This window comes from Mucilaginibacter sp., assembly GCF_025362475.1.
Lineage (GTDB): Bacteria > Bacteroidota > Bacteroidia > Sphingobacteriales > Sphingobacteriaceae > Mucilaginibacter.
Genome location: NZ_JANYGH010000061.1, coordinates 11,814 through 29,237, shown reverse-complemented (window position 1 = coordinate 29,237; position 17,424 = coordinate 11,814). Strand labels below are relative to the sequence as shown.

At 45.4% G+C, this 17,424-nt stretch carries 14 protein-coding genes; 3 read left to right on the top strand and 11 right to left on the bottom strand.

Going from position 1 to position 17,424, the window contains the following annotated elements; all coding sequences use genetic code 11:
• The first annotated feature begins 276 nt into the window (after window positions 1-276).
• Together Q0R88_RS21065 and Q0R88_RS21060 are read left to right on the top strand one after the other, a co-directional pair.
• Entirely contained in the window at window positions 277-777 is a 501-nt protein-coding gene (locus Q0R88_RS21065; protein ID WP_295720070.1) for a class I SAM-dependent methyltransferase, read from the top strand.
• A gap of 143 nt (window positions 778-920) precedes the next feature.
• Window positions 921-2,720: an alpha-L-fucosidase gene (locus tag Q0R88_RS21060; protein ID WP_295720067.1), complete on the top strand. Its 1,800-nt coding sequence runs from the start codon at window positions 921-923 to the stop codon at window positions 2,718-2,720.
• Window positions 2,721-2,837: 117 nt separating this feature from the next.
• Here the strand turns inward: Q0R88_RS21060 and Q0R88_RS21055 are convergent, their stop codons facing one another.
• Window positions 2,838-4,034, bottom strand: a complete 1,197-nt coding sequence (locus Q0R88_RS21055; RefSeq protein ID WP_295720064.1) for a PQQ-dependent sugar dehydrogenase — start codon at window positions 4,032-4,034, stop codon at window positions 2,838-2,840.
• A 203-nt stretch (window positions 4,035-4,237) separates the two neighbouring features.
• Between Q0R88_RS21055 and Q0R88_RS21050 the strand changes: the two genes are divergently transcribed.
• A complete protein-coding gene (locus Q0R88_RS21050) occupies window positions 4,238-4,486 on the top strand; it encodes a hypothetical protein (RefSeq protein ID WP_295720062.1) in 249 nt (82 codons plus the stop codon).
• Between the two features lie 17 nt (window positions 4,487-4,503).
• Here Q0R88_RS21050 and Q0R88_RS21045 read toward each other — a convergent pair whose 3' ends face one another.
• From Q0R88_RS21045 to nanU, 10 genes are all read right to left on the bottom strand, one after another.
• On the bottom strand, window positions 4,504-5,112 hold the full coding sequence (locus tag Q0R88_RS21045; RefSeq protein ID WP_295720060.1) for a hypothetical protein: 609 nt from the start codon (window positions 5,110-5,112) through the stop codon (window positions 4,504-4,506).
• Window positions 5,109-7,265 carry a xanthine dehydrogenase family protein molybdopterin-binding subunit gene (locus Q0R88_RS21040; RefSeq protein WP_295720056.1) on the bottom strand — a complete coding sequence of 719 codons (2,157 nt, stop codon included), beginning with the start codon at window positions 7,263-7,265 and terminating at the stop codon, window positions 5,109-5,111. The genes Q0R88_RS21045 and Q0R88_RS21040 overlap by 4 nt, the downstream gene beginning before the upstream one ends.
• Window positions 7,262-7,732, bottom strand: a complete 471-nt coding sequence (locus Q0R88_RS21035) for a (2Fe-2S)-binding protein (RefSeq protein WP_295720053.1) — start codon at window positions 7,730-7,732, stop codon at window positions 7,262-7,264. Before Q0R88_RS21035 ends, Q0R88_RS21040 begins: the two co-directional genes overlap by 4 nt.
• Window positions 7,733-7,943: 211 nt before the next feature.
• Complete coding sequence (locus Q0R88_RS21030; RefSeq protein WP_295720052.1) at window positions 7,944-9,107, bottom strand: sialidase family protein; 1,164 nt, start codon at window positions 9,105-9,107, stop codon at window positions 7,944-7,946.
• Between the two features lie 3 nt (window positions 9,108-9,110).
• On the bottom strand, window positions 9,111-10,289 hold the full coding sequence (locus Q0R88_RS21025) for an AGE family epimerase/isomerase (protein ID WP_295720050.1): 1,179 nt from the start codon (window positions 10,287-10,289) through the stop codon (window positions 9,111-9,113).
• Between the two features lie 10 nt (window positions 10,290-10,299).
• On the bottom strand, window positions 10,300-12,408 hold the full coding sequence (locus tag Q0R88_RS21020; RefSeq protein ID WP_295720048.1) for a GDSL-type esterase/lipase family protein: 2,109 nt from the start codon (window positions 12,406-12,408) through the stop codon (window positions 10,300-10,302).
• 27 nt (window positions 12,409-12,435) lie between these two features.
• On the bottom strand, window positions 12,436-13,677 hold the full coding sequence (locus tag Q0R88_RS21015; RefSeq protein ID WP_295720046.1) for an MFS transporter: 1,242 nt from the start codon (window positions 13,675-13,677) through the stop codon (window positions 12,436-12,438).
• Window positions 13,674-14,840: a galactose oxidase gene (locus Q0R88_RS21010; protein WP_295720045.1), complete on the bottom strand. Its 1,167-nt coding sequence runs from the start codon at window positions 14,838-14,840 to the stop codon at window positions 13,674-13,676. Before Q0R88_RS21010 ends, Q0R88_RS21015 begins: the two co-directional genes overlap by 4 nt.
• Window positions 14,841-14,869: 29 nt before the next feature.
• A complete protein-coding gene (locus tag Q0R88_RS21005) occupies window positions 14,870-15,808 on the bottom strand; it encodes a dihydrodipicolinate synthase family protein (protein WP_295720042.1) in 939 nt (312 codons plus the stop codon).
• Window positions 15,809-15,871: 63 nt separating this feature from the next.
• Window positions 15,872-17,416: a SusD family outer membrane lipoprotein NanU gene (nanU, locus tag Q0R88_RS21000; RefSeq protein ID WP_295720039.1), complete on the bottom strand. Its 1,545-nt coding sequence runs from the start codon at window positions 17,414-17,416 to the stop codon at window positions 15,872-15,874.
• Between the last annotated feature and the right edge of the window lie 8 nt (window positions 17,417-17,424).

Below are 17,424 nucleotides of genomic sequence, written 5' to 3'. Positions count from 1 at the left end.
GCCGCAGAAATTTCCTGGAACAGTAATTAGCAAACGGTTATTCCGCCATGGGTAAACTGGCATCAAGCGCCACTTCCCCTTTAAAATTTTAACCAATATAGCTATGGTTTACCCGATATGCCATCCCTTGTCCAACTCATTTCCCAATACATCACTATATATATCTTGTCGATGAACAGGATCGTGGGAAAAGACAGTAAACCGTCAAAATTATTGGAGCGCAAAGATAGTATCCCTGGCTAAGTGCTTATTTTTGATATCGAGAATTTTAAAAGCATGAAACAAACCGACGCTATAGCGCTGATCAGTAAAGGAATTACGGCCGATTCAGCGCAACGCTGGGCTGATTTGGGCTGCGGCGGAGGAACGTTTACCGGGGCGCTTCTTTACCTTTTGCCGGCGGGAAGTGAGATCTGGGCTGTTGACCGGCAAATCCAGCACCTGGATATTCCGGTGAATTTTACCATGGCCAATTTTGAAACGGATGACCTGAAATTAGCCGGTCTCGATGGCATAATGATGGCCAATTCGCTCCATTATGTGCGGGACAAGAAAAAAATTATTGCTAAGCTCGAGGCCTATTTTTCGGAATCTCCGGCTTTTCTGATTGTTGAATACGATACGGACAGTGCCAATCCCTGGGTACCCTATCCCCTTTCCTTCACGAGTCTTAACACCTTGTTTACAGCGCTGGGCTACAACCAGATCACCAAACTGGCCGAGCGCCCATCCGCCTATAACCGTGCAAAGATCTACGCCGCGCTTATTCAGCGATGAGCGTTTTGATATGCCTGCTGATCCCAGCAGTGCCAATCCCGCTGAATTAAATGATAATTTTGCGAAGTTTTAAACTATAAGTGATTCGTATTTTTATAAACCATTATAAACGTCTTAATTGTCAAATACCTATACATCAAGAAATGATGAAACGTACGCTGCTTTCTTTATTGCTATGCTTTACCGTATATGCCGTTCAGGCTCAATCTACATCAGATGAACAGGACAAGGTCAAATGGTTTACCAATGCCCGGTTCGGCATGTTTATTCACTGGGGCTTATACAGCGCGGCTGAAGGCATATGGAAAGGCGAACGTTTGAGAAACGGTAATAATTATGCAGAATGGATCCGCTATCGCAACCGCATCTCCGAAACAGAATATGTGCGGTTAGCCAAACGGTTTGATTGGGATAAAATAGACCCTGAACAATGGGTGCTGCTGGCTAAAAAGGCCGGCATGAAATATATCCTCATTACCGCGAAACATCATGACGGGATCGCTATCTGGAATTCTAAGGTAAGCGCTAACAACTTGAGTAAACTCAGTGGTACAGACAGGGATGTGCTGAAGGAGCTGGCCGCGGCCTGTAAAAAGCATGGTATGAAGCTGGGCTTTTATTATTCGCACTGGCTCGATTGGGAACATCCGGATGGCTGGGATCACAACCAGGAAATAACCGGACGTATTACAGATGAGCAATATAATAAATACTGGCAGGGCAAAGTTTTGCCACAACTACGCGAATTACTCACCAACTATGGGGACATTGCCATGATCTGGTTTGATATGTGGGTAGACTATAAATCAACGATTGTAAAAAAAGAGCAACTGGACCAGGTGATCAACCTGATCCATGAATTACAACCAGCTTGCCTAATCAATTCAAGGCTGGGTTTACCGGCAAATTATCCGGGCATTGATTTCGAAACGATGGGCGATAACCAGCTGGGAGCGGTTTACACCAGTCACCCCTGGGAAACATCCGGAACCATCGCCAATTCATGGGGGTATAATGCCCTGGAAAACGAGTACAAATCCACCAGCCAATTACTGCAATCGCTTATAGGTAATGTCAGTCTCAACGGGGGATTCACTTTAAATATCGGCCCACGGGCCGATGGCTCGGTGCCCTATGAAGACCAGACAAGGTTGGATGAAATGGGTGCCTGGCTTGACAAAAACGGGGAATCTGTTTACGGGTGTACAGGTCTTGGCTTACGGCCTGATCAGCACGACTGGGGACGGATCACGACAAAAACACTAGATCATAAACAGATCGTTTACCTTCAGGTATACAACTGGCCCCTTGACAGGATACTGCGCTTAACAGGAATTTTATCCAAGCCCGAAAAAGCCGAACTAATCACTGATGCCGGCAAGGTGAACTTAAATTTTGTTCAAACAGGCCCGTACACCCATATCCAGTTGCCGAACGCTGCAGGGGACCATCTGGTGTCCGTCATCGCCTTAACATATCCGCAGCCGGTAGAACTTGATGAAAAAGTAGCAGCTGAATCCACATTCGACGGGACGGCTTTAACCGGATCTAATACTTCGGAGAAAAAGTCATCGTATAAAAATGTGCCATTTGACGGTTTGCGCCCCTCTCACCTGGTTATAGATAAAACCGGCGTATTGACCTGGCGGGTATACATACCAGGCCCGGGAACCTATAACGCAGATCTATCCTACCACCATAATTCGAAAACCGCTATGCAGGTAAAAATCAGTGTAGGCGATCAACAACGCTTACAATCATTGAAACCAACCGGAAAAGTAGTTGTTGAGCCGCATGACAGTTATACCGATGAATTTGTAAATAACCAGATCGGCGAGTTCGTTTTTCCTAAAGAAGGCTTTTATGACATCACCTTAACGGCGCATCCAAAAGAACAAGAAAAATTATTATTGAACAGGATTTGGCTCAGTAAAAAACCCTGAGACACTATTTTTGGCCACCCCACTGGGGGAATATCCTTTGCTTAAATATTATTAAAAAGAAAGCATATGGGCCTGCATAAGATGTAGGCCCATATGCGGTTCAGAAAGTTAATATGATCACTTAGCTATCTTGTATAATTTACCTCCATCGGTGGCGGCGTAAATGGCACCGTCTTTACCGGTAGCTATACAGCGCCAGCGTTCGTTTTTATCCGCCAGCAAACGCTCTTCGCCCACAACTTTGTTATTTTTGATAACCAGGCGAATGATGTGCTGTCCGCTCAAAGCGCCTACGAAAAGGTTGTTTTTCCATTCAGCAATATTGCCTGTATAAAACATCATGCAGCCAGGGGAAATAACCGGGTCCCAATAGTAAACAGGCTGTATCGTGCCTGGTTTTTGTTGTATCCCTTCATAAACCTTTTCTCCACTGTATTCGATACCATAAGTAACAAAAGGCCAGCCATAGTTACCGCCGAGCTTGATCAGATTGATCTCATCACCGCCACGTGGGCCAAATTCGGCCTCCCAAAGGCCGCCTGTAACAGGGTTAATGGAAAGGCCGTCCGGGTTACGGAAGCCATAGGCATATATTTCGGGTTTGGCACCGGCTTTGCCAGCAAACGGATTATCGGCAACAGGTTTTCCCTCTTTGGTGATATGGATGATCTTACCGGTGCTCGCTCCCAGGTCTTGTGCTTTTACGCGGATATCGTCCGATTGCCTGTCGCCCGAGCTGACGAAAATATTACCTTGCTGATCAAAAATCAAAAGCGAACCAAACTGACCGGCGCCCTGATAACGCGGATAAGCTTCCCAGATCACTTTTACATTTTCCAGCCTGGTTTCATCAGCCGATAGTTTGCCCTTGGCCACTGCCAGTGTGGAGCCTTTGCCGGGTTGAGCGTAGGTCCAGTACAACATACGGTTTTTGGCAAAATCAGGATCAATATTAACATCAAGCAATCCACCCTGTCCGGCATACTGTACCTCAGGGAAACCTGTGATGGTTTTAGCAATTTTCCCGTCAGTTGTTAGTATTTGCATAGTTCCCGGTTTACTGCTGATGAGTAAACGACCGTCTGGCAAAACGTGCATACCCCAGGGGCTTTTCAGCTCGGTGCTGATAACGTTAACGGTATATGGCGTTTTAGTTTTAACGCTGCCCATACGCGTTTGCCCGGGAAAGGCTGGTTTATACAGGCTATTGGCCTTGTTTTTTTCTACCGGATCGCCGGTCTGTGCCATACCAGCTGTACTGAATGATAACAAGACGATACCTGAGATCAACACTTTATTAACTTTTAAAAACATCCTATCGATTTTGGGTTAGTGTGAGGCAAGTTACACTGTTACGGGCTATAAGTTGAAATGCAACATGTTTTTTACGGTATAGCCAGGTCAATGCTCCAGGTCAGCCAAAATCCCCCTGGTATTTTACCGTCACAGCTCATCATCTCCCATTGCTCAAGATTTTCTTAAGCCACACAAAAAAGAAATTATAGAAATTTGGAATTATGCAAATAGCCGTTCTTGACAATTACCAGAACATAGCCTTAACCATGCCCCGCTGGCCGGCCCGCGCAGAACGCGCGCAGCTGACCGTTTTTAATGACCACATCAATGATTTAGCCGCGCTGGTGGTCCGCCTACGGCCCTTTGAAGCACCGTGCATCACGCGCGAACGCAGCCCATTAAACCGCGAAATATTAACCGCGCTGCCAACCCTGAAGCTGATCATCTCCACCGGTCAGCGCAACGCTTAGCCAGGGGCAAGCCCAAATTACCTGGCAGGTGCGTATGCACCTTTGGCTATCCATAATTTCACCTGCGCGCTAAAAGCTGTATGGCTAAGCGGCGGTAAAGTTCTGCCCGTGCCAGGATTCCAGGCCCAGGATACTAAATCATCCGAGGCCATATGATCAATTAACTGTTGTTTGCTTCTTCCGCCATTTTGTTTGGGATCCAGCAGTTGCAGGGCCAGTTGCCTCGGCGTTTTTCCCTGGAAAACCATCCTCATATTTGCGGGCGGTAAACTCCATTTTGGATTTCCAGGAGGTGTATGTATACCCGGAGCATTTTCGGCCTGATGACAGTTGCTGCATTTCATCGCATATAAGCCCCTACCATCCGTACCGCGTTTTACTCCCATAGTATGAAGGTGATTGTCATCACCCTGCAAAGGTACATCACCATTGGGATGACAATTCATACAGCGCGCACTCTTCAGCACTTTATAAACGGACATAAAGGCCTTAACAGACCCTATGCTATCCTTAGGTAAAGTAGCCAAGGTATTATGATCAACAGGTGCTCCCTTAAATGACATTATAGTAATACCAATTGCTGCCAATAGCAATACTATGAGAATAAATGGCTTTTTGCTGCTCATGAGATGTGTTTTAAAGGAGTGTTCATGATGGGTAAATTATAGATGCGCTTACCGGTTGCCGCGAAGATGGCATTGGCAATAGCAGGTGCGGTTGGCGGTACGGCACATTCGCCCGCACCTCCCATTTTCTCATTGCTATCAACGATGTAGACATCAATTTCAGGCGACTCATTCATACGGGCAATACGGTAATCGTAGAAATTACTTTGCTGCAACTGTCCTTTTTCAATGGTCAATTCACCATACAGCGCCATTGTCAGGCCAAAAATAATACCGCTTTCCATTTGGGCTTTTACCCCATCGGGATTAACAGCAAGCCCACAATCTATTGCGCAGGTTACTTTATGCACCCTTGGCTTCCCGTTATCAATGCTTATTTCTGCCACCTGCGCTACATAGCTGCCGAAGGCTTCGTGTACAGCAATCCCTTTATACCGGCCTTCCGGCAATTTCTTATCCCATTCAGCTTTTTGTGCTACCAGGTTTAAAGCCGCCAGATGTCGTGGTGATTTTTGCAGCAATTTGCGCCGATAAGCTACCGGATCCTGCCCTGCTGTATGAGCCAGTTCATCAACCATGGTTTCCATAACATAGGCAGTATGGGTATGGCCAACCGAGCGGAACCATAATACCGGGACAACTTCTTTAGCAGTGTGTAAGCCAACAAAATGATCAGGCACCGTTTCAAAATAAGGCGAATCAGCAATGCCCTCCACTGATGTAGAATCAACGCCATCTTTGGACTCGAAAGGGGTACCGGCCATAATAGACTGCCCGACGATATTATGCCGCCACGCTATGGGCATACCAGATGCGTCTAAGCCTGTGTTGATGCGGTGTACAAACATTGGGCGGTAATAACCGCCTTTCATGTCATCTTCACGCGTCCAAACCATTTTCACAAACTTACCGCTCGCTTTGGCTATGTGTACGGCTTCCGAAACAAAATCAGACGTAATGGTAGCCCGGCGACCAAAACCTCCACCAAGGAACACTACATTCATGGTTATTTGCTCGGGCTTCATGCCTAATATCCTGGCTGCGGCGGCCAGATCAATACCAGGCAGCTGTGTGCCGGTCCATATCTCGCATTTATCATTGCTTATTTTCACCGTGCAATTCAAGGGTTCCATAGGTGCATGGGCAAGATAAGGGAAAACGTATTCGGCCTTGAGTAATTTAGCCGCTTTAGCCAAACCCTGATCAACATTACCCTTTTGCGCTGCCTTTAAACCATCGGTATGGGCGAGTTTCTGGTAAGCATCAACTTGTGTTTTGGTGCTCAAGTTGGCACCGGCGCCATCATCCCATATTATTTTTAAAGCTTTTCGACCCTGGTTAGCGGCCCAAAAATGATCGGCAATCACTGCAATGCCCGTAGGGATTTCTACCACCTCTTTAACACCAGGAACGGCTTTTGCCCCGGAAGCATCAAACGATTTCACCTTTCCTCCAAATACAGGCGCATGGGCTACAACAGCGGTAAGCATGCCCGGAAACTGTATATCCATTCCAAACTTAGCCTGCCCGTTTGTTTTAACCGAAGCATCGAGACGTTTAACTCCTTTACCAATCAATTTCCACTGCGCTGGTGGCCTCAGGGTAACATTTTGAGGTACCGGCAATGTTGACGCTTCTGTTGCCAGTTCGCCATAACTTAATTTTTTACCACCTGCAATTACATAACCATTTTTAGTAGTACAGTTTTCAATTGCCACCCCGGTACGTTTTGCAGCGGCCTGGGTTAACATAACACGCGCTGTTGCTCCAGCCTTCCGGTATCGGTCAAACTCCGACCAGGTGCTGCTGGATCCGCCGGTAATCTGGATGCCATATACGGTGTGGTTATAATCTTTATCAACTCCGCTATGCATCACTTTAATGTTGTCCCAGTCGGCATCCAATTCTTCTGCAAGGATCATGGGCAGCGTTGTCCAGATGCCCTGCCCCATTTCAACGTGGCTTAGTATCACCGTGATGCTATTGTCGGCGCCTATACGTAAAAAGGCGTTGGGTGCAAAAGCGGTTGTGGCATCCTGTATCAGCAAACGATTGGCCTGTGGAATAGTAAAGGATATCAATAATCCACCGCTCAATAATGCACCCGCTTTCAGGAAATTACGACGACTGATCGCTGTTTGTTGATCGCTCATGATTTGCCCCCTTCCTTTTGCATTTCTGCAGCTTTGTGTATAGCCTGCCTGATTCGCGGGTAAGTACCGCAGCGACAAATATTGCCTGACATGGCATCATCAATATCCTGATTAGTAGGATTAGGATTTTCGCGGAGCAGCACAGCGGCTGACATCAATTGCCCGGATTGGCAATAACCACATTGCGGCACATCAAACTCAACCCATGCTTTTTGCAAAGGATGATCGTTATTGAGTGATAAACCTTCAATCGTGACTATATTTTGACCTTGGGCCCGGCTAACTTTCGTGACGCAGGATCGTATGGCCTCGCCATTTAAATGAACAGTGCATGCGCCGCATTGTGCAACGCCACAACCAAACTTGGTGCCTGTAAGGCCTAACAGATCTCTGAGTACCCACAGCAGCGGCATATCAGGACTAGCGTCTACCTGATACGATTTATCATTAACTTTTAATGCGATCATAAGCGGTAAAATAATTGAGGATCAACAGTATATACTAAGTTAAGAAAACTTTTTTGGCTTAACCAAAATTAAAGTATGTAAACCCAATACAAACAAAAATTTAATACATTCGGGTGCTGCTCCGGCTAAGAAGCCAAATCAAAAGCCTCAAATCTTTCGACTTGAGGCTTTTGATTTGTGTGTAAACACTATGCTCGTCTATCGGCCAGTGCTACCAGCTATAGGTCGTGAAAACGATATGTTTATATTCGTCCTTTTCGTATAATATGCCAATATGCTTTTTATCAACCGCTACCAGGTCAGAATAAGCGCTAAAAGCTCCTTTATAACCTATCGGAGATTTTGCGATGACAACATTATACTTCCATGTTTTACCTTCGTCAAAGCTGATGCGAAGGGTAAGATTATCACGGTGCAAAGTATCGGCATCATTACAAACAGCAAGGATAGCTTTGCTCCCTCTTTTACCTAAATTTAAAATGCTGCCCTGGCAAATGGGGTCTGGAAGGTGAGCATCAAAATAAGTGGTATCCCAGGACTGGCCGCCGTTATTACTTATGGCGATGATGCGCTGCTTTACATTGCCAAGTTGGTTGCGAATGTTCATCATCAGTTTATTACCAGCCAGTTCAACAGCCATATTTTCATTAGCACCAGGCATATTTACCTCTTCGCTTAACTTAAAGGTTTTGCCATGATCATCTGTATAATATCCAAAGGCGCGGCCATCGGCATAATGCTTTTGCGGTTCACCTGCCGAGTGGTTAGCTGCTATGTAAATCCGTCCTTTATATTTTCCGTCCATCAGTTGGATGGCGTGGCCTGGTGTATTGGCATAACTCCGCCAGTCTTCTTTAAAGTTATAGGCGCTATTTACCTGTGGCTGCTTAGGCTTGTGTACCTGCAATGTAATGTTTACCGGAGCCGACCATGTTAAACCATTATCGGTTGAGGTTTTATACCATACCTCCCGCAAGCCCATCCCCTTGCGCACGTTACTTTCGGATGCATTGCCTGTATTGTAAAATAAAAACAGCCTCCCTTTGGGATAAGCTGCATCTGTAAGGTCCCACACCGGTGCTGCATTACCCGTTTGCAGGGTATCGTTAGATGCCAAAACCTGCAACGCACCCCAATTCTTTCCGCCATCGCTACTCCGTTTCAGTACAATCTGAATGTTGCCAAAATCGTCGTCTCCGTTCACCCTGCCTTCCGCAAAGGCAAACAAATCGCCGTTGGGACCTTTGATAATAGCCGGAATCCGGAAAGACCCGTACCCCTCGGAGCCTGAATTAAAAACGTTTACCTCATTTTGCTGTGCCCATAATGAAACACAAAAAAGATTTATAACAATGTAAATGGTCAATACTTTCATAATTTATATTATTTGTTTTAATAACTGCATACAATACCATTCCTGCCTGGGCAAATGAAATGGCCCTTTAAATAAATTACCTTTAGCTGTTTGTGCCACAGTGCCATCGCGGTGCAGATAACCAAACCATTCGCCGTTTACGGGGTCATGAAATTTGCTGTAGGCGTAATCGTGCACCAGTTTATGCCATCGGGCGTATTTTTCGTTACCGGTAAGTGTATAAGCCAGCAGGGTGGCAATAATTACTTCATTATGCGGCCACCAGAATTTCATATCCTGCCAGTACTCCTGTACCGGCTTATCGTATACATCCCGATAATATAAAATACCGCCATGTTCCTTATCCCATCCGCGTTCCCACATATAATCAAGCATGGTGCAACCCAATTCAATTAAGTGTGCATCATTATTACGGTATTTGGCTTCGTGCAAAATAAACCAGGCCCCCTCAATAGCATGACCGGGATTAAGCGTACGCCCATCAATATGGTCAATAATGCTTCCATCCGGCGCCACCTGTTCCATTACGCATTTAATATCGTGCTTCACAAAATCGGTTTCAATTTCCCTTATCCATTTGGTGATATAGTCATCGCAACGCTCATCACCAATGGTTTCCCGCAGCTGTTGGGCGGTATTCATCATGATCATGGGCACGCCGATGCCTTTGGCCGGCCGCGTTGATGTAAATTTAGGGGGAAGCAACCCCGGTACGGTTGCATATTCAATGCACTTACCAAACAGGTCTCGGGCCCTTTGAGCAATAGTTTCATCACCGGATGCTTTGGCATAAGCGGCCATAGCAATCACCGCGAATGTCTCGGAAAAATAATACCGCCTTTTGCGTATCGTGCTGCCATCGCGGGTTACATGAAAAAACATCTGCCCATCAGTGTCAAAGCAATGATCGGTTAAAAAATCGATACCGCTTTTTGCACCATCCAGCCATTCCTGCCGGGGCTCTACAGTATTGTAAAGCGTTGCCAGTAACCATGCCGCCCGGCCTTGGATCCATACTGCCTTGTCATCATCAATTAAGCTACCATCCTGGTCGCGCATAAGCAGGTAGCCGCCGTATTGTTCATCAACAGAACGGGGGAACCAGAATGGAACAGTATCCTGCAGCAACTGCTGCTCATAAAATATTTTTAACTTATTTAGTTCGATATTGGAATAACTCATTTCTTTAGATTTAATAAAACAAATTCTCCTTTTCATGCCAATGCATGGTAAAGGTTGGAGCAGGCAATCCCGCTTCATTAATTAAGTTTGCCCTTGTAAAAGGATGCATGGCATAATTGACAGCTTTGATCTTTTCGCCGGCGGGCACAGTTATGTACACCTTGTTACCTTTAATAATTGCAGGTGCGGCAATGCTACGTCCTTTATTAGTAATGAGTTCAAAACCAATCAATGATTTGTTGTTTGCCCTTTTTAATTCCTGTGCAAAAGCAAAGGCCAGTACGATTGCATTACCCCTTAACAGGGCGTTTTTTGGCTCCGGCCCGTTGGCTTTAACTTGCTTATGATAAGTATAGCGCCCGGCCAATAATGCCAGCCTTTCCCCTATTTCTTTTTTCCGGATTGGATGAACGTTCAACGAATCGCCGAGATCAAAACTCACGGCCATTGCTGTGTTGGGTACCTGTTGCTGCAGTTTACGCTGTGCATCCCTGAATGCAGGCCACGATGGCCGGTTAATACCCGATAACTGTACTATATAAAAAGGTAAATTATATCCCCATTTTTCCCGCCAGCTGCTAACCAGTGTTTTAAAGAGATGGCTGTACAGCCCGATGTTATGTGTATTACTTTCGCCCTGGTACCAAACAACACCCTTTACCGGGAAACGAGTAAGAGGATCAATAGCCGCTTCATAGTTATAGCAAGGCTCATAAGTGTGGCGCTGCTTTAAATTGGTGGAGTTTTTTAAATTGACCGCTGCCCTGTCCCTGCAAAACTGCATTTCATAATCTGAAGCTCGCCAATTACTCAGCATATCAACCAATTGATCGTCATTTTCCATAGCATATCGGTCTATCCATGATTCTGTTGGAGAACCGCCAACGGCAACCTCAATTAAACCGATAGGTACCCCTACGTCCCGGGATATTTTTTGACCGAAATAGTAGGCCACCGCCGAAAAACCAGCGGCCGAACTGCTGTCACAAGTTTTCCAGGAACCCGAAAAAAATGTCAGTCCATTAACTTTAGCCAAACTAACCGAATCCCAGGCGCCCAGATCAGATTCGGCCTGCAAATTGAGCTTGTATAAATGTAGTTTTCTGTTTGAAACAGCGCTTTTCATAGCTGTATCGCCACCTGCAGACCTGCTTAACGGGAAATACATGTTTGATTGCCCCGCACATAACCATACATCGCCTAATAAAATATTACTGATAGTAATGCTGGTGTCTTTACCGGATATGTTCATTTGAAAAGGGCCGCCAGCTTTTGCCGCCGGGAGTACCACTCTCCAATCCCCATTTTCATCGGCCTTCGACTTGAAATTTTTCCCTTTAAATCGTACTTCAATCGCATCGCCGGCATTAGCTTTTCCATAAACCGGGATAGGCCTGTCACGCTGTAATACCATTTGATTAGTAAATACCGCAGGTAATTTTAAGCCTCCATAATTCCCGGTAAGCCGGCCATATACTGTTTGGGCTAATAGCAATGCCCCTTCTTTATCCGGGTGCAGATTATCAGCAAAAAGGTTGGGCCGGTTATAAAGCGGCTCATGAAAATCAATTAGCCCGGTGTTGTTTGCCGCAGCAATAAGCGGGATCAGGTTTTGAATTTGCCCGTACCAATCCCTTGTGCCCGATTTAAACCGGGGATGCCCGCTGAAGATGGGCGTTAGCTTGCATATAAATACCTTTACCCGAGGGTTTGCCTTTCTGATGGTGTCAATTAACCATGCATAATCAGCTTCAAAGTTTTGTTTAAAATCGGGCCAGTCTCGTGGGTCGGTATCGTTAAGACCAAGGTGAATAATAGCTATATCTGGTTTTGAAGCTATTAAATTTGCAAACTCAGGTGTTTTAAAATACGGATTGTGCCCATTTTTCAATAAAGTACTCCCGCTGTGCCCAAAGTTTAAAACACTATAATGAGCACCCAATATTTTTTGCAATTGAGCCGGGTAACTCTCCTGTGCGGGCTTAGCCAGGCCATAACCATACGTAACCGAATTGCCAATACAAGCTACTTTAATAGCCTCATTTTGGCCATATAGCTGTTTTATAGTACTCAATAAACTAAGCAGCAGTAATATCAAATGCTTGTTCTTAAATTTCATTTGCTAATTTTTATGGGTGGAATGAAATCAGGCATCTGCATATTCATCATGTATCGGTCGAAGAAAATACAATTGCACCATGAGCGCAACCAGTACAACGGCTGCCAGCATGGCAAAATCGTTTCCCAGGTTTCCGGCATCTGATGATTTGCCTAAACTATCCGTTATAAATGCGCCAAAAAAAACGCCGGTCATATTCATGATGCCGTAGGCAGTGGCCCTGTATTTTGGAGAAACAAACTGGCACAGGATAGGCATGTTATTGGCATCAAACAAGCCAAATCCCAGTCCGAAACAGATACCAGCTCCCAAAACATATATGAGCGAGTGGCCGAAACCCATTAGTAACAATGCGGGAATCGTGAGCGCCAGGCCAATCGCGCTTGTAAACACCCTGCCCTTTTTGTTAACCCGCGCCCATCTGTCAGATAATAGCCCGCCGATGATCACCCCAATAAAAGAGGATGAAGCAATGGTTATAGTAGATAACGGCCCTGCGGTTGACATGGGGATATGCAAATTTTGGGCAAAGAGCGTTGGTAGCCAGTTTTTTGTGGCCCAACCCGGCAAGCTTGAAACCGCAAAGTAAAATAAGATTACCCAAAAGGCCCTGTTACTCAATAAACCGGCAAGCCCCTTAAATAGGTTGACGCCTGGCTTGCCTGACCGAACTACCGTCAGCGCTACATCGGGTGTTTTATCTTTCTCTTTTAAAAAGAGGATAAGAATTAATGAATACACCATCCCCACAACACCAAATGATTGAAAGGTTGCCTGCCATGAAAAAGCAGCGGCAGCCGTTGCCCCAAAGCCTCCCAATGCCTGCCCCACGTATAAACCCGTCATATGTACACCTATGGCAAGGGACCTTGATCTGGCGGAATGAAAATCGGCAATAAGGGATAAACCTGCCGGAATATATAAGGCTTCGCTGATACCCATGACAGCCCTCAGGATATAAAGCTGGTTAAATGTAGTGGCATAGCCCATGGCAAATGTAACTCCCGACCAGACAAATAAACTAAAAACGATGAGCCATTTACGGTTTAACCTATCAGCAATGATCCCTGAAACCGGGCTCATCAGCCCGTAGATCCACAGGAATACCGCCATCAGGTATCCAAAGTTGGTGGCAGACCTTAATTCGGCTATATCTATTTCCATGGCCGGTTTCATAACCGATAACATTTGCCTGTCCATGTAGTTAAGCAAGGCCACTACCCATAACAGGCCAACCAGGATCCAGGGATAATTTTTTCCTTTTTTCATTTGCTATTAAATTTCCCCATGCTGATTGCCGTTGTACGAATGCCCGGCTTGATCTCGCCTCCCGGGATAAATATTTCATTATTCCACTTTACAGCGGTAGTGGTTACCTGGCCGTAAAAAGGCAAATCACCAACTTTTTCCCAGGAGTAATTAACTGTATTAAATTGATAAACGTCCTTACTAAAACCCGGGTGATTATTCAACAGCGCTAATTTCTGATCCTGTAATTGTTGTTTTTCTTCGTCGGTTGTAGCTTTCGCGATAAGCGAGTTGTACGTTTCTATCTGGTGAAAAATTGTTCCTTTATCTCCGCCTATCAACAATATATTATGTGCACCGCAGGCCACAGCGGTTGCAGCCGAAATATTAGTCAGCAGTTTGCCATCACTTACATTGCCCAGCCTGATCCATTTGTTATACAATGGATCGTAGCAAAAAGTATAGCCATGTAAAGCGCTTATGCCAGATGCTGTACTGCTTCGGCCGCCGATAACATAAACACAAGGGTATTTCCCGTTAGATTGGGTAACCGCTACCGAATGTGACATGGCGACCGGTAAAGCAGCCAAAGCCTTCCATTTTGGATTTTTATCAGCCAGATTAAGGGTAAAGCATTTTGCCGACGGCTTGCCCCCACTCTCGCCACCAATTAAATAAATTACCCGGCCAATGCTACTCATACAGGCATTAGCTACGGATACAGGCAACGATGGCAGATTCGTAAAAACGATGTCCTGTTTTTTCAGATCCCATGTCATCATAAAAACCGTTGAGCTTTCTGGTGCTTCTTCCGTTTCGCCTCCCGCGCATACTACGCCATCGGCGATTGTTGTACTTGCGCCATAAGCTGTTTTTTGCAACAGGTGGTTTGTTTTAGGCTTAAGCCAGGTAAAAGAATCACCTTTAGCTTTTTGTAATACATAAACATCATCATAGTGAAGCTTCTTGCCACCTTGCCACGGCATAGCGCCATCAGCAAAGTTTGAGCCCCCCGCTACAATTAAAACGCCATGGCTTGTTCCGGTGAAAACACCGGCAAGTCCTCGCTGCATATCCATACCCGGCGCTGCAGGTATTTGCGTGGGTACGGACCACACTATTTTTTCTGAACTTTTATCCTGGGCCATGATATGGTCTGGCATTAACGCAATACTGCTTGTCATTAAAAGTAGATAGAGTGTGAATTTCATCTTTAAAGGTTTGCAGCGGGCGCGATAGATTTAAAATCATCAAAACCCAGTTCAGAAACGTCTAATTTAAAGTTTTCAAACTGTTCTGCAGTCATATTGGAAACGGGCAACCTAAATTCACCACAATCAAGCCCAACTAATTTCATATAAGCTTTCCCGGTGGCAATTCCTCCGTATTTTCCAAGCAAGCGAATCATATCTATTGATTTTTGCTGTAGTTGCTGCGCCTTGCTTAGTTCGTTGTTATCAAAAGCAGCAATAAGCTCATGATATAATGGAGCCGCGTAATTAAATGTGCTGCCAACCGCACCTTTAGTACCCAGCGCCAGGGCCGAAAGCATGTTTTCGTCGCGTCCCCAAAGCATATCATATTTACCGTTTTTAAAGCTGATGCAACTCTGGAAATCCATAAAATCTTCGTGGGTATATTTAACGCCTGCCAGGTTATCTATTTTACCATCCAGGGCCTTCAGCAATTCAAACATAGAGAAATGACCGCCAGTCAGCACTGGTATATGGTAGTAGTAAAATGGCATACCCGGTACAGCCGATGCAACCGCTATACAAGTTTCTGCCAGCATATGAATATTTGCCGGTTTAAAATAAAACGGAGAGGTTAAGGATACCGCGTACAAACCCAATGCCTGTGCATGCGTGGCCAGGTCAATACAATCGGCCAGGCAAGTGCCGCCCAAAAAAGCCATTACCTTAAAATCGGGATCAAGATTAGATGCCTTGGCCCAGGCCTCAGCTACCTGTTTTTTTTCGTTTAAGGTTAATGATACCCCCTCGCCGGTTGAACCATTGATGAAAGCACCGGTAACTCCGTTGTATTTTAAAAATGCGTAATAAGCGGGTATAACATCCAGATCCAGTTCCCCCCTATCATTTAAAGGTGAAAAAGGCGCGCTGATCAACCCTTGTAGATGTTCAATTTTCATATTTGTGTTATATAAAGAATATTAACCGGGAGATTGCGCTCCCGGTTAAAGAATAATTATTGGTTAAAAAGATGAGTAGCCAGTGGTTTGAACCAACAGCCGGTTATTGGTAAGTGTAGTACGATCCACCGGCCATAACAGCGCATAGGCTTGTGATGATAATAGCGTAGTATGCTCATACACGTAGCTATCGCCCGCCCGGCGCAGGTCATACCAACGCTTGCCTTCAAATACAAATTCAAAGAAACGCTCCTGTAAAACGGCTTCTTTCGGATTGGCATCCAGCGTTTGGTTAGGAAACCCATGTACAGCCGCATTGTAATTAGCGCCAAATGCCCTCGCCCTTACCTGGTTAAGCTCCGTTGCCGGCGATTCGCCCAATACTGCTTTGGCCTCCGCCAGCATCAGGAGTAAATCAGCATAGCGATAGATCGGGTAATCGTTGGTGATCAATCTTGAACCTGCATTTTGCTCACCCTGGTATTTATCTGCAAAACAACCGGCAATTTTGAATGTGCCATTGGCTAATTTTTGGTAGGCCGGCTGTATGCTGGCCAGCTTCCGGCTATCTTTATCGTCAAAAGACCTGAATGCAGCTATCCTTACCGGTGCCCTAAGCAAACCACCCCAGTTATCAGTAGTTGGCGAAAACTGGCGATTGGCAAGGGAGTCATAGAAATTAGCGATCAGTCCGCTTTGCGGTACAAAACTACTTTGCACAAAGGCCATGGTTGCTTCATTAAACTGGTAATGGCTCACAAATATCATTTCGTTATTGCCTTTGGTAGTTGTAGCAAATACATCGCTGTATTTAGGCAGCAATTGCAACGCTGGCACATTAGTTTGAATGTCTGTTAAGGCAGCTTTAGCAGTAGTTGCATCTGCTGAACCTCCAGCGCGGTTTGCTGTCCATAAATAAACATCGGCTTTGAGCATCAACGTAGCTGATTTTGACCAGTAAGATTTTAAATTTTTGAAAGAGTAATCCGTTCCGAAGCTGACGACCGACTTATCAATATCCGCTTTAATAAGGTTCATCACATCAGTTGCCGGTGATGCAGCTTTGGCCAGGTTAGATATATCCAGGGTAGTGCCAGATGTTGGTTCGGTTTGAATGATTACCGCGCCCCAGCTGCGGTATAACTGGTAGTAGTAAAAAGCCCGCATACCATAGGCTATACCGAGGTAATAGTTTTTATTGGCTGCTGTTACTATAGCCGTGCTGTTTAACTTACTGATCAGTAGGTTAAGCTGATTTATATTGTTATAAAAACCGCCAAAACTACTTACGCCAGGGTTATCCAGGTTTAAGTTTTGTGTCCATAAGCGCTCCAACCCCTGGGTAGCCTCACCGGTAAATGCACCATTGGTACCGGGGTCTGTTGCAAAAATGTCTGCCCGCATTTCGCCCAGGATCTGGAAAGCGGCGTTGTTTGATCTGAACTGGGTATGTACACCAGCCACAAAGGAATCGAACTGATCGGCAGTTTTCCAGAAGTTGCCATCTGTAACGCTACTTACCGGAGCAAGGTCGAGCTGTTTCCGGCAGGAGCTTGCTAATACCAGGATAAACAATCCTGATAAAATGATGAATGAATATTTTTTCATATCAAATA

Excerpts from the sequence above, each read along its gene's own strand:
- nanU (WP_295720039.1), bottom strand. The coding sequence starts at position 17,416 with ATGAAAAAATATTCATTCATCATTTTATCAGGATTGTTTATCCTGGTA.
- Q0R88_RS21030 (WP_295720052.1), bottom strand. The coding sequence starts at position 9,107 with ATGAAAGTATTGACCATTTACATTGTTATAAATCTTTTTTGTGTTTCA.
- Q0R88_RS21005 (WP_295720042.1), bottom strand. The coding sequence starts at position 15,808 with ATGAAAATTGAACATCTACAAGGGTTGATCAGCGCGCCTTTTTCACCT.
- Q0R88_RS21010 (WP_295720045.1), bottom strand. The coding sequence starts at position 14,840 with ATGACAAGCAGTATTGCGTTAATGCCAGACCATATCATGGCCCAGGAT.
- Q0R88_RS21040 (WP_295720056.1), bottom strand. The coding sequence starts at position 7,265 with ATGAGCGATCAACAAACAGCGATCAGTCGTCGTAATTTCCTGAAAGCG.
- Q0R88_RS21015 (WP_295720046.1), bottom strand. The coding sequence starts at position 13,677 with ATGAAAAAAGGAAAAAATTATCCCTGGATCCTGGTTGGCCTGTTATGG.
- Q0R88_RS21045 (WP_295720060.1), bottom strand. The coding sequence starts at position 5,112 with ATGAGCAGCAAAAAGCCATTTATTCTCATAGTATTGCTATTGGCAGCA.
- Q0R88_RS21055 (WP_295720064.1), bottom strand. The coding sequence starts at position 4,034 with ATGTTTTTAAAAGTTAATAAAGTGTTGATCTCAGGTATCGTCTTGTTA.
- Q0R88_RS21065 (WP_295720070.1), top strand. The coding sequence starts at position 277 with ATGAAACAAACCGACGCTATAGCGCTGATCAGTAAAGGAATTACGGCC.
- Q0R88_RS21050 (WP_295720062.1), top strand. The coding sequence starts at position 4,238 with ATGCAAATAGCCGTTCTTGACAATTACCAGAACATAGCCTTAACCATG.
- Q0R88_RS21025 (WP_295720050.1), bottom strand. The coding sequence starts at position 10,289 with ATGAGTTATTCCAATATCGAACTAAATAAGTTAAAAATATTTTATGAG.
- Q0R88_RS21035 (WP_295720053.1), bottom strand. The coding sequence starts at position 7,732 with ATGATCGCATTAAAAGTTAATGATAAATCGTATCAGGTAGACGCTAGT.
- Q0R88_RS21060 (WP_295720067.1), top strand. The coding sequence starts at position 921 with ATGATGAAACGTACGCTGCTTTCTTTATTGCTATGCTTTACCGTATAT.
- Q0R88_RS21020 (WP_295720048.1), bottom strand. The coding sequence starts at position 12,408 with ATGAAATTTAAGAACAAGCATTTGATATTACTGCTGCTTAGTTTATTG.